This is a genomic window from Paenibacillus sp. CMAA1364 (genome assembly GCF_054373195.1).
The window spans coordinates 16370-28995 of the sequence record NZ_JBITNB010000002.1 but is presented as its reverse complement, the minus strand read 5'-3'; the positions used below and the strand labels follow the sequence as shown (position 1 = coordinate 28995).

12 protein-coding genes are annotated in these 12626 nt (G+C 39.8%); all 12 read right to left on the bottom strand.

Translation table 11 applies throughout. From position 1 onward, the window contains the following. Window positions 1-244: 244 nt before the first annotated feature. The 12 genes from ACH8E3_RS02000 to ACH8E3_RS01945 all read right to left on the bottom strand — a co-directional run bounded on the left by ACH8E3_RS02000 (window position 245) and on the right by ACH8E3_RS01945 (window position 12579). On the bottom strand, window positions 245-2416 hold the full coding sequence (locus tag ACH8E3_RS02000) for a methyl-accepting chemotaxis protein (RefSeq protein ID WP_458630929.1): 2172 nt from the start codon (window positions 2414-2416) through the stop codon (window positions 245-247). Between the two features lie 196 nt (window positions 2417-2612). Beyond that, window positions 2613-3935, bottom strand: coding sequence for a peptidase U32 family protein (locus ACH8E3_RS01995; protein WP_458630928.1), 1323 nt, complete (start codon window positions 3933-3935; stop codon window positions 2613-2615). A 29-nt stretch (window positions 3936-3964) separates the two neighbouring features. Further along, the gene (locus tag ACH8E3_RS01990; RefSeq protein WP_458630927.1) at window positions 3965-4897 is read right to left on the bottom strand and encodes a peptidase U32 family protein; all 933 of its coding nucleotides are present in this window, start codon (window positions 4895-4897) and stop codon (window positions 3965-3967) included. A gap of 13 nt (window positions 4898-4910) precedes the next feature. Beyond that, complete coding sequence (gene mltG, locus ACH8E3_RS01985; RefSeq protein ID WP_458630926.1) at window positions 4911-5954, bottom strand: endolytic transglycosylase MltG; 1044 nt, start codon at window positions 5952-5954, stop codon at window positions 4911-4913. Window positions 5955-6052: 98 nt separating this feature from the next. Beyond that, window positions 6053-6364 (bottom strand): DUF1292 domain-containing protein, encoded by a 312-nt coding sequence (locus ACH8E3_RS01980; protein WP_458630925.1) that lies wholly within the window; start codon window positions 6362-6364, stop codon window positions 6053-6055. A 4-nt stretch (window positions 6365-6368) separates the two neighbouring features. Further along, window positions 6369-6674, bottom strand: a complete 306-nt coding sequence (locus ACH8E3_RS01975; protein ID WP_458630924.1) for a DUF1292 domain-containing protein — start codon at window positions 6672-6674, stop codon at window positions 6369-6371. A gap of 11 nt (window positions 6675-6685) precedes the next feature. Next, window positions 6686-7102: a Holliday junction resolvase RuvX gene (gene ruvX / locus ACH8E3_RS01970; protein WP_458630923.1), complete on the bottom strand. Its 417-nt coding sequence runs from the start codon at window positions 7100-7102 to the stop codon at window positions 6686-6688. A gap of 9 nt (window positions 7103-7111) precedes the next feature. Further along, the gene (locus ACH8E3_RS01965; protein WP_458630922.1) at window positions 7112-7372 is read right to left on the bottom strand and encodes an IreB family regulatory phosphoprotein; all 261 of its coding nucleotides are present in this window, start codon (window positions 7370-7372) and stop codon (window positions 7112-7114) included. A gap of 169 nt (window positions 7373-7541) precedes the next feature. Next, a complete protein-coding gene (gene alaS, locus ACH8E3_RS01960) occupies window positions 7542-10175 on the bottom strand; it encodes an alanine--tRNA ligase (protein ID WP_458630921.1) in 2634 nt (877 codons plus the stop codon). A gap of 385 nt (window positions 10176-10560) precedes the next feature. Beyond that, window positions 10561-11619, bottom strand: coding sequence for an AI-2E family transporter (locus ACH8E3_RS01955; protein ID WP_458631177.1), 1059 nt, complete (start codon window positions 11617-11619; stop codon window positions 10561-10563). 216 nt (window positions 11620-11835) lie between these two features. After that, complete coding sequence (locus ACH8E3_RS01950) at window positions 11836-12045, bottom strand: hypothetical protein (RefSeq protein ID WP_458630920.1); 210 nt, start codon at window positions 12043-12045, stop codon at window positions 11836-11838. Between the two features lie 12 nt (window positions 12046-12057). Continuing rightward, window positions 12058-12579, bottom strand: a complete 522-nt coding sequence (locus ACH8E3_RS01945; protein ID WP_458630919.1) for a PRC-barrel domain-containing protein — start codon at window positions 12577-12579, stop codon at window positions 12058-12060. Window positions 12580-12626 lie beyond the last annotated feature (47 nt).

Genomic DNA, 12626 nt, shown 5'->3' with positions numbered 1-12626 from the left:
ACATGGACATAGTTACAAGAATTAAAGTATAGAAAACACGCCTCTTTTGCTTGAGATTCATAATCAATCCTCATTCACCTTTTTACACCTATTGTATCCCTAACCATACATTCACAATCCATTCATGTTGAAGTTCCTCATCTAGTGCTAATCCCAACACATCACTTCATGAAAATAGGGCTGTCTACTAAGTCATATCATGACTTAGCGGACAGCCCCACGATTGCATTGTATTACATGGACGTTAAAGCGTAAATTTGGACAATGTTACCTTGAGTTCAGTGGAGACATTCTCTAATTTACTCGATAACTGAACCAATTGATTACCAATACTTTGTTGTTCATTACTTAACGAAGCAACTTCTTCAGAAGTAGCGGAAGACTCTTCTGCCACAGCACTAACATTTGACATCGCGTCAGATAATATGGATTGTGTCTGACTTAAGCCTTCAATTGATACCGTTACAGAATCTAAACGCTGAATGAAATCACCCATTTGTGCTTGGACAGATCCGAAGATATCGTTCGTTTCTTTCACTGCAGTCATTTGATGTTGAAATAATGGATATGCTTCGGCCAAAGCATCAACCGTTTCATTCATTTCACCCATAATACTACCCGTAATCTGACCTACCATCTCAATTGACTTTCTAGATTGATCAGCCAACTGTCGGATTTCATCCGCAACGACCATAAATCCTCTTCCGGCTGTACCCGCACGTGCTGCTTCGATCGTAGCATTCAAAGATAGAATGTTGGTTTGTTTCGTAATGTTCTGTAATACTTCTAACACTTTGTTAACAGACATTGTAGTTTCTTTTAGACCATCAACCTTTTTCATCAACGAGCCAATCATTTCCTCTGTCTGATGTGTCTTACCAAGCAATTCATTCAGTTGATTCGCTCCTAACTCACTGGAATTCTCAACTTCACGAGCAGCTTTCCCCATCTCGTTATTGGCACCTATCACCGTTTGCATCTGCATGGCGATATGCTCCGTTAGCTCATTACCACGTTCTGCTTCTGTTGCAAGACTACTTGCACCATTTGCAATCTCTTCTGTAGCAACAGCAATCTCACGTGCTGAAATGGCTGTTTTGTTAGATGCATCTGATAGTTCACCGGCTGTATCTAGAACATCTTGTGCCGTATTATTGGTCTGTTTCACGAGATTCGTTATCTGCTCCATCATCATATTAAAGCTAACGGAGAGTTCCCCAATTTCATCATTGGAAGTATGAGTTGAACGCACCTGTAGATTACCTTTAGAACCCTCAATTAATAGATTCCGCAAATTAACAAGTGGACGAGCAATCATACGGACTAATAACAATCCAATTAAAATAGCTATAATAGCTACTGATATAGCAGAAATAATAGTGAAGTTAAGAATACCTCGAGCATCTTTGACTAATTCTGAGGTAGGCGTGGCTGCTACAAGTACCCAATCTGCTGTTTTTAGCTTGTTATATACCGCTAGTACATTCGTACCATGATCATCCTTAGCGTTCAAATCTCCTGATACATCTTTCTGATCCAGTAAGAATGCGTAATCTGTTCGGTCACCAGGTAAATCATCGCCACTTGATACAACAATGCTACCATCGCTCGTATTTAGTTCTAACTTACTACCAACACCTAGATCGACACCTTTTAACTGATTTTGAAGTTCTTCTGGGTTGAATTCAATGACAATGACAAATGGTTCTGTTTTTACGGATAAACTTCTAAGTGATCTTGCCATTTTGAAGTTCATTGCTCCGTCTTTACCTACTTCAGTTGGGATCCAAGTTCCTTTGGACTTATCTTTCAATTGCCCATACCAAGGCAGAGAGCGCACTGTAGTAAGATCTGTTGATACTGTCCCACTACTAAAAGGCGCCATTTCTGAATCTGGTGGCACAACGAACAATCCCTTAATTGCACTATTGGCGTTTGCTTGATTGGATAATTTGGAGATAACCTTCTGTTTAGCTGAAAATTTATCATAATCTGAAGTTTCTGGATTTGTTATACTATCCATTAAAGTCTGTAATTCCATGTCATAGAATAATTGCATCGCAACTTCTTCATATTGTCCAAGAATAATATCAACCTTATCAGATGTTTGAATAATGGTCTGTTTGTTGGCATTAGCTGCCGTATTCTCAATTGTATTCTTAGCCTTTATGTATGACATGATACCTACGAGCAATACAAATGTAACAATTGCTATGAAGAACATCAGGAACAACTTAACGCCTACCGATCTCTTCGGATTAAACTTTCGCATTAATCCCCATACTGTATTATTCTTCACTTCATTTGAAGTGTTTTCTTTATTAATTCGTGTTTTTATCTCCTCCTTTAACATAGCTGCTTTTCCTAATGACTTCTGGACTAGATTCTTTTTTGACTTATCTTTATCCTTACCCATTCATTCTCACCTACCAATAAATAATGCATAGCGTGTTCTATATCTTCTAACGCTATGTTACTACGACTTATTAATTCGACAATATCATCCATAATCCTTTAATATTAATAAAAAAAATACAGCAACGGATGAATCTCGACAAAAAAACTGACGATACTAGCATCGTCAGTTCATTTAGGACATAAGTTGCATGTCATTATCTTTTAATTCGCATCATATCATAATAATGGACAGGCTGATCTACCTTCATCGTGATACGTTGTAATGGGTGACGTGCAGCATCCAATTCATTCCCATTGTCATCCCATATTTTATCCACTAATTGTTTAAAGAAGATACCCCCTGGACCGAAGAATTCTATTTCTTGACCAGGCTTGAAATGATTACGTTGTTGAACCACAACCATTCTAGTCTCCGCATCATATTCTAGCACTAGACCTGCAAAGTCGTAAGGTGTAGCCTTCTCTTCAGGTTCATAAATATGATCTTCATGATCAGGTGTATCATAGAAGAACCCAGTGTTTAGTGGTCGATTTGCTGCCTTATTGATCTCTTCTACCCATTCAGGCTTCAATACATAATGTTCTGGATCTTCCATATATGAATCAATAGCTTGACGATAAGCGTTAACTACAGTTGCGACATAATGTAACGATTTCATCCGACCTTCAATTTTGAAGCTATCTATGCCTACTTCAATAAGTTCAGGTATACTCTCTAACATACATAAATCTTTAGATCCCATCGTAAAGGCATTATCTTCTGGTTGGAACAAAGGAAGGTGCGCTATACTTGGTTCCTGTGATTCCACGGCTTCTCTATCTTCCCTATTCTCTTCAGATATCCACGCGTCATTCTCGTGGTTATCTTCGAACAAGTCATATGCCCAACGACAGGACTGACAACATCCTCCACGATTGGAGTCCCGATCCGTGAAATGATTCGATAGCACGCAACGTCCAGAATATGATGAGCACATAGCTCCGTGAACAAATGCTTCAATCTCAATATCAACATGCTGCTTAATTTCAGCAATCTCTTTCAGACTAACTTCACGACCTAGCACGACGCGAGGCAGTCCTTCTTCCTTCCAATATTTGACTGATTGCCAATTCACAGTCGATTGTTGCGTGCTTAAGTGCACCTCTATTTCAGGTACCACACGCTGTGCAATTTCAATAATAGCAGGATCTGCAGTGATAATTGCTGCAATACCCGCTCCATGAAGCTGTAATAAATAATGCTCTATGCCTTCCAAATCTTCATTATGTGCATATATATTGGTAGCCACAAATACCTTTGCCCCATATTGTCGAGCAAATTCAACGCCCTCACGCATTTCCTCAAATGTGAAGTTATCTGCATTCGATCTTAATCCATACTTCTGCCCACCGATATAGACCGCATCTGCACCGTAATGAACTGCAAACTTCAACTTTTCTAAATTACCTGCTGGTGCCAAGAGTTCTGGCTTCTCCAAGCGGCTTCGTTTCCCTTTGTACTTAGGTTCCATTTCCATATTGTTTGCCACCTCATTTATAACCATCATTAATATACCTGTTCTTTATAAAAGAATCCAAACGTAAGCTCTCGTTCAGGATCTTGAATCTTCCGTATGTTCTCTATATATTCTTCTTGATACGTATAGCTGTGTGGGTCTGTCATATAATCATCAATTAGTTGTCTATACGTCCTAACAACCGTCTCATTGTAGCTTAAAGGTTTGAGAATCCCCTCAATCTTGAAACTATTCACACCTGCTCCGATCAGCAAATGTAAGTCCTCTAGAATACAAATGTCATTAGAACTCATGATATGCGTGCCGTTAATATCTTCATATATAGGGTACTTTTCACCTGCGCGATCGGCCTCTTTAAGAAACAATCCACGTTCTTTACCAAGACTTCCCCCTTCAATCGGTCTGCCTTGGTGTTCCATATAACTTCCTACTAACTTTCGTTTGGAATGATAAATATTTGTCATTCCATGAACCTGAATCTGTGCTTCTATATCAAGATGACCGTTCATTCCTGTAATTTCATCCATATTTAACTCTCTAGCGAATACGGCTCGAGAAGCACCTTTACGTCCCCAATAATTCGCTGTTGCATAATTGGTTGTCGTCATCTCAGCATTCCAATGAAGTTTCACATGCGGGGCATGCTCCTGGATAGCAAATAACACAGCGGGATCATTGAATTCAACAGCATCTACGCCTGCATGACCTAGACCTTTCACATATTCAGATAAAGAATCAATAATATCATTTGTTATTATATTATGAAGACTTACATACACTTTAACTTGCTGTGCATGTGCCTGCTTTACCGTTTCTTCAATTTCATCTAAGGAGAAACTTCCTGCTAGTCTCATTCCGAATTTATCATTTCCGATCAATACAGCATTAGCCCCCGCATCAATCAACGGATTGATCTCTTGCATAGAAGCAGCAGTAACCAATAACTCTGGCTTTTTAACCATTTGTGCACCTCTTTTATTGTGTCTTACTTTTCTCTATATTCTTCAAATGTTCTTTATATGTTTTTGCAAATAAGTGTTCCTTTGATCCGTCCTTTTTCGTTACATAAAAGAAATACTCAGACGTTTGCGGTTCTAGAGCTGCTTCAATAGATGCAAGACTTGGATTACATATGGGTCCTGGTGGTAGCCCTTTAACTAAATACGTATTATATGGACTATCAATCTCCAAATCTTTATAGAAGAGGCGCTCCTTCGGTTGATCTAGCGCATATTGAACCGTCGCATCAATCTCCAGCTTCTGCCCTGCATCTAATCGATTATAGATGATTCCTGCCACGAGTGCACGTTCTGAATCTACTACAACTTCACGTTCAACCAATGATGCAATCGTTAATAATTCATGTAATGTAAGGCCTTTATCCTTCATCTTTTGTTCCCAATTCTCTAACGTAGCCAGCTTCTGCTGTAACTGCGCTGTCATCGCCTTGATAATATCAGCCTCGGTAATCCCTTTCTTCAGCTCATAAGTTTCAGGAAACAGATATCCCTCTAACACATGTTTAATCTCTGGTTGGGTTGCTATCGAATCTAGAAAGACTGGATCAGCATTAGATGAGTGGTTAGCCAGTTCTAATAACACTTCTGCATCTCCTACGCCATCTTTATCTAGCTTTTTGGCTATTTGTTCAACGGTGTAACCCTCAGGTATGGTGAACTTAACCATCTCTTCTTTGACTACATCACCATTGTTAAACATTGCTATGAGTTCATCATTTGTCGCACCAGGTGCAATGCTATAATTACCTGCTTGGAATCGACTTCCTTGCGCTTTCCACTTTAAATAAGCCATAAATAGGAGATCATTCTTGATTAATTTCTTTTCTTGAAGCAATTCGGCAATTCGAATCGTTCCCATCCCACGCTCTATGGTAAAGGCCACAGGATTATCGGTTTCTTGAACCGGTTCGAGGCTGTTCTTTACATATAATGCCGCTACACCTACGACTAAAATTAGTAGTGCAACCATTATACCGACTACTTTCATTCTAGTTTTCAAAGATGAACCAGTCCCTTCACAGCCAAAAAGAGCGGACTAATCCGCCCTCTCAGCATTTCATATTGGAATGTGTTATCCGTAAGCACTCGTTAGAGGTTCTAAATATCAATTTCATGAGGGAACGTCATCTCGTCATATAACTCGGCAATGTTCTCCCATTCCTCATCGTCATCAATAGTAATAAGCTCTAATTCTCCTTCTGGTGAAGTGATGATTTTGAGAATCTCATATTCATCACAATCCTCATCAACGCTTAATAGAACGGCGTAGCTTTGATCACCCACTACAAACTCAGCTGTCAGATCATATACGGATGTCGTACCGTCTTGATCCTCCAACTCGACTGTTGGTCCAAACGCTTCCTTCAATCGATTACTCCAATTGGCTTGATGACTAGAGATTTCACTCATCGTATTATTCCCCTCCGTCGAGTTCAGCAACAAGCGTATTAAATGTTTCTTCAACGATTGCCCATTCCTCGTCATTGTCGATCATATATAACTTGATATCGTCCCCATCTTCGTCTTCTTCATAACGGAATGCATAAACTTCATCCGTATCTTCGTCCTCAGAATTCATGGGTACAACCATCATATACTTAGCATCAGAATCATCCACTTCAAATTTCATGATGACTTCAAACTCTTCTTCATTGCCCTCATCATCAGGAATATAAATAATTTCTGGTTCGTCTATCATTTCAATATTATCATTAGCCATTGATATCACCCTCACCTTATACTCTTAGAATCTAAATAGTTTTGCAAAATTAAACTAGCTGCCAACTTGTCAACGACTTGTTTACGCTTCTTCCTACTCATATTGGCTTCAATTAACGTCCGTTCTGCAGACACTGTAGTTAACCTTTCATCCCATAAATGAACTGGTAGTTGTGTAAGTTCTTTCAATTGTTCAGCGAAAGCTATACAAATATCTCCTCTGAAACCTACCGTTCCATCCATATTCTTAGGTAAACCAACAACAATCTCCGTTATCTCATTCTCACGGATTAGAACAGCAATTCGCTCAAATTCAACACCTTCACGAAGCCGCTCAATAACCTCAAGCCCCTGACCAGTCCAACCAAACACATCGCTAACTGCTACTCCAATTCTGCGATCCCCATAATCCAACCCCATGATTCTCATTAAGCTCTCCTAACGGTGATTGGCTAAATAAAACCGAACCAACTCTTCAATCAACTCATCACGTTCTTTTTTTCTCACCATGCTTCTTGCATTGTTGTGACGTGGTATATACGCTGGGTCTCCGGATAAAAGATACCCTACCATCTGATTGATTGGATTATACTCTTTCTCTACCAGTGCGTCGTATACCGTTAGAATTATATCTTTTGAAGAAGCTTCTAACTCATCACCATTCACATTGAATTTGACTGTCATATCCATCGAATCCATTCACACACCTCGCTTCTTAAGAAACATGTCTAGGCATATTTGAGCGAACAACCTATTGAATCATTGTATCTTTCACTATCATAACATATTCACTACGATGTAAGGAAATCCATAGGAAAAAATAAGCGAATATTCCCATTATTAATGGGGCTATGACTATCACATCATTTTAATTTTGTACACTTTGAGTCACCAGTTCATTAGCAAGTCTTAATGCATCATCTAGCTTCTCGACATCTTTACCTCCGGCTTGCGCCATATCCGGACGCCCCCCGCCGCCTCCACCACATACAGAAGCAATTTCTTTCACCAATTTACCTGCATGCAGACCAGACTTCACTAGAGGTTGAGGTACAGCAACAACAAAGTTCACTTTCTCCTCCATGATTGCACCCAATACGATAACCGCATTTGGAAGCTTGCCTTTTAATTCATCAGCTATAGATCTTAGACCATCCATATGATTTGCATTCACACGTGTAACGAGAAGATCAATTCCGTTCACAGTAACAACCTGCTCACTGAGTTTACCCGCTTCTACCAGACTTAGTTTACCTTGGAGAGATTCATTCTCACGTCCTAAATCTTTCAGTTGAACATGTATAGCATCGATACGTTTAGGTACATCATGAACATTAGATTTAAGCAGTTCTGCGGATTGCTTGAGGATATCTAATTGTCCCTCCATATACAGATAGGCCAAACGTCCGGTTACAGCTTCAATTCTTCGTATACCCGACCCAATACCACTCTCACTTACTAGCTTGAACACACCTATTTGTGATGTATTCTTCACATGACATCCACCGCATAGTTCAAGGCTGTAATCTCCAACTTGTACCACTCTTACAATATCGCCATATTTCTCACCGAATAAAGCCATTGCACCTGAAGCTTTTGCTTCATCAATAGATTTGAACTCTGTATGAACATCAAGTGCATTCCATATTTGCTCATTAACGCGTCGTTCAATATCCATTAGTTCTTCTTGCGTAATACTACCAAAATGAGAAAAGTCAAAGCGCAAACGTTGCACATCAACTAAAGACCCTGCTTGATTCACATGTGTTCCTAAGACTTCTTTTAGGGCTTTATGCAGCAAATGAGTTGCTGTATGATTCTTGATGATATCAGAACGTTGTTCACGATCCACCTCTGCTTTGATGACATCCCCTACCTTAAGTTCACCTTCTTCAACAAGCACACGATGAATAGGTTGACCTAACGGAGCCTTAAACATACCTATTACCTTGGCCGTACTATGTGCACCACGCAAGATTCCTTGGTCACTTATCTGGCCTCCACTCTCCGCATAGAATGGTGTTGTATCGAGTATAAGCTGACAAGACTCGCCTGCTGAGACCGTATCCACCAAAGCATCATTGACGATAATCGCCATGATCTGGGACTCTGTCTGAAAATCATGATATCCAACAAATTCACTTTTAAAAGTAAGATCTCCAAGAATACCTCCCTGAACCTGCATACTTCCACCATCATGTCTTGCAGCACGTGCCCGTGTACGCTGTTCCTGCATCGATACATCGAATCCGTCCCGATCCACACGCAACCCATGCTCATTCGCATAATCTTCCGTTAGATCGAATGGGAATCCATAGGTATCATATAGTTTGAATGCATCCGCACCACTAATGACACTCAGTCCATCTTCTAACGCTTGCTTTGTGAGTCCTTCAAGAATGGATAGACCATCCGATAATGTCTCGTGGAATCGCTCTTCCTCCGTAAGAATGACCTTCGTAATAAACTCCTTTTTCTCAACGACTTCAGGATAATATCCTCCCATGACATCGCCAATGACATCTGTCAATTGATATAGAAACGGTTTATCTAGACCTAATACTTTTCCATAACGAACTGCCCGGCGCAGGAGACGACGAATAACATACCCTCGACCTTCATTGGAAGGCAATACGCCATCAGCCACTGCAAATGAAACGGTTCTTACATGGTCAGCAATTACTTTTAGCGCCACATCCTGATCTACATGATCATTATATTTCACATTGGCTAGTGCTGCGGTCTGTTGAATAATCGGCTGGAACAAATCCGTATCAAAGTTAGAATCAACATTTTGAAGAATCGATGCAAAACGCTCTAATCCAGCACCTGTATCTATATTCTTATTAGGTAGTGGGGTATAGCTGCCATCTTTATTATGATTGAATTGTGAGAATACGAGATTCCATACTTCTAAGTATCGTTCGTTCTCTCCACCTGGATACATCTCCGGATCTGACATGTCATTTCCATAAGCTTCTCCTCGATCATAGAAGATTTCAGTACAAGGACCACAAGGACCTTCACCAATGTCCCAGAAGTTATCTTCTAGCTTCACGATCTGCTTCTCCGTAAGCCCAATCTTCTCATGCCATAGCTTATAAGCCTCTTCATCTTCTGGATATACCGTCACGGATAACCGATCAGGATCAAATCCGATCCATTTCTTATCCGTTAGAAATTCCCAAGCCCATGTGATGACTTCTTCTTTGAAATAATCACCAATAGAGAAGTTCCCTAACATTTCAAAAAAAGTGTGATGTCTGCGCGTCTTACCTACATTCTCAATATCATTCGTACGAATACATTTCTGTGAATTGGCGATTCGTGGATTATCTGGCTTCTCGCGTCCATCAAAGTATGATTTCAGTGGTGCCATACCTGCATTAATCCATAATAGCGATGGATCATTATGAGGCACTAACGGTGCGCTGGGTTCGATCTTATGTCCCTTTTCTGCAAAGAATTCTAGCCATTTAGAACGTATCTCACTTGCTTTCATATCTAACGCCTCCATTATCATTATTCGAATTATACATGCTTTTAAACACAAAAAAGCCCCTGAATAGTCAGGGACGATTATCTCGCGGTACCACCCTGGTTATCGTCTATGTACAATGCAGTCCAACGACTGGTTGTCCATATTAACGATCGCCTTAATTACGGCTTCTAACGGGCTCCACCCGGTGAATTTGTCTCACACTCCGAAATTAGCTTTCCGCTAGGCACGCATTCAGACTCTCTCAGCCTTTATGAATCCATATCATAAAGGAGTCTGTTCTCTGGGCAAGGTACTCCATCGTACTTCATTTCATCGTCGTTTTGTCCAATTTATTGCAGATTATCAGTCAAGTATATATAGCTACCAAGCTTCTGTCAATCCATCTTCATACTGTCTTTCGCTTGATATAATATGTGAAGAGATGTTGAACAATCACTTTAAGAGTGGCTAAAAGAGGTACCGCTAGAATCAGACCTATAATGCCAGCTAACTCTCCACCCACTAACAGTGCAAATATAATAAGCACTGGATGTAAATGTAGCTTTCTTCCAACAATTTGAGGTGAAATAACGTTGCTCTCCATCATTTGGCACACTGTGTTCACAACGATAACGAACAGAACCATTCTGAATGAAACAGTCGATGCCATGATAACAGCGGGAGCAGCACCTAAAAAAGGACCAAGATACGGTATCACATTAAAGACCGCAACGACACTCGCGAGTAATAGCGCATAGGGCATACCTATAATCATGTATCCTATGTAAGCTAGAACACCAATAATGAGGCACACCATGAATTGACCACGCACATAGCTCCCTAGAGCACCATCAATTTCTTTCAAGGCTACAACAATAGTCTTTCTACCAGATCTAGGTAGATAGGATACGACCACTTTCTCAAACACATCAAAATCCTTCAAAATATAAAATATCAGAAATGGAACGATAAATATATTAAGTACCACATTAATCGTATTGCCAATATTATTCATGAAATCGGATATGCCGTGCGCAAGTCGATCTTCCCATTGAAAGAACCAATCCATCACGCCATTCCTAACCCCTGATGGTAAAAGATTAGAATCTAAATTGGTCACAAAATATTGTGCATTCATCGTCATCTCCGGCAAATGCTCATTCAGCTCATCCAATTGGTCGATAAACATAGGGATTATATTCATTAAAATAACGACAAGGCTTGAAATGAATACTGCATAAATTAATAGAACAGCAATTAATCGGGGAACTTTACGATTCTGTAACATGCACACCACAGGATTTAGAACATATGAAATGATCATTGCAACCACAAAGGGTGCAAGAATGATTTTGAGAAACTGATATGCATGAATAAATAATGGACGAAGGAGCCACACGAAGTACACAATAATCAACCCCAGCAATATCCAAATCATCAATCTAAACCATTTGTTATGAGACATCGATTCCAATTCATTCTCCACCTTCCGGGATGGACTAGCTTTTCACTTAGTATATGTTGAGTCTACGAATATTAATCTACTTGAAGAATTACATTTTCATTATGTTGTATGTGTAACCATCATGCATTAAAGATTCCTATGAAAAAACACCTCTATTCCAAGGCTCTCTAAGAGCAATGAATTAAAGGTGTTGTAAACATTTTCCTCATCCAACGTTTAAGAAGAAGCATGAATATGTGGTAAATCCGATACGATCTCTTCACCAAAAAAAAGATCGTCTAACGAACTTAATGTTCCATCTTCTTCAACTTGATAGACGGACATCTTTTCTCCGTTCACCGTCAGCTCGATAAAACAGCCCCAGCAATAGAACTGGTGTGATCCAATCTTTCCTATATCTTTCGAATTGCAATTTGGACATTTCATTTCATTAATCACCTATCCGTTTACAGATTGAATAGCGTTATCCAGACACTCCTCACTCATTGCCGGAACAATGACAGAATGTTCTCCAATGATCATATTGGAAGTGCAAGGTAGCCACTTTCGGCCTTCAATGATATCCGTGACAAAACCGTCACTTATTTCTAGACCTATTATTGTATTGCCCATTTGTTGGTCAAAGTAAACATCGGAGATGCGCCCAAGTAGGAGTCCATCTTCCGTTAGTACAGGTACATCATGCAGTTTGTTCTTTCCCAAAGCATACGTGTAAGGGATGTTCTGAACTTTGATCTTACGTATAACTTGTTGATTACGAATCATGATTGCATCCTCACCATATGCAATAATATGATCCCAATCAATGGTCAATTGTGAATTAGAGAACAATGCTTTACGCTCAAGTTCAAGCCCAAGGATTCTCCAACCATTACCAATGATGAAGTCATGAACTTTTCCAATCTTCTTCCCCGCCTCTATATCGAATACCGGGAGACCTATCATTTCATGAAGTTTCAAGGTGAGAACCTCCTATTCGCAACTCCATCTAGCGAATGACTAAGACA

Excerpts from the sequence above, each read along its gene's own strand:
- ACH8E3_RS01980 (WP_458630925.1), bottom strand. The coding sequence starts at position 6,364 with ATGAGTGAAATCTCTAGTCATCAAGCCAATTGGAGTAATCGATTGAAG.
- ACH8E3_RS01975 (WP_458630924.1), bottom strand. The coding sequence starts at position 6,674 with ATGGCTAATGATAATATTGAAATGATAGACGAACCAGAAATTATTTAT.
- ACH8E3_RS01950 (WP_458630920.1), bottom strand. The coding sequence starts at position 12,045 with ATGAAATGTCCAAATTGCAATTCGAAAGATATAGGAAAGATTGGATCA.
- ACH8E3_RS01965 (WP_458630922.1), bottom strand. The coding sequence starts at position 7,372 with ATGGATTCGATGGATATGACAGTCAAATTCAATGTGAATGGTGATGAG.
- ACH8E3_RS01995 (WP_458630928.1), bottom strand. The coding sequence starts at position 3,935 with ATGGAAATGGAACCTAAGTACAAAGGGAAACGAAGCCGCTTGGAGAAG.
- ACH8E3_RS01990 (WP_458630927.1), bottom strand. The coding sequence starts at position 4,897 with ATGGTTAAAAAGCCAGAGTTATTGGTTACTGCTGCTTCTATGCAAGAG.
- ACH8E3_RS01955 (WP_458631177.1), bottom strand. The coding sequence starts at position 11,619 with ATGTCTCATAACAAATGGTTTAGATTGATGATTTGGATATTGCTGGGG.
- ACH8E3_RS02000 (WP_458630929.1), bottom strand. The coding sequence starts at position 2,416 with ATGGGTAAGGATAAAGATAAGTCAAAAAAGAATCTAGTCCAGAAGTCA.
- alaS (WP_458630921.1), bottom strand. The coding sequence starts at position 10,175 with ATGAAAGCAAGTGAGATACGTTCTAAATGGCTAGAATTCTTTGCAGAA.
- ruvX (WP_458630923.1), bottom strand. The coding sequence starts at position 7,102 with ATGAGAATCATGGGGTTGGATTATGGGGATCGCAGAATTGGAGTAGCA.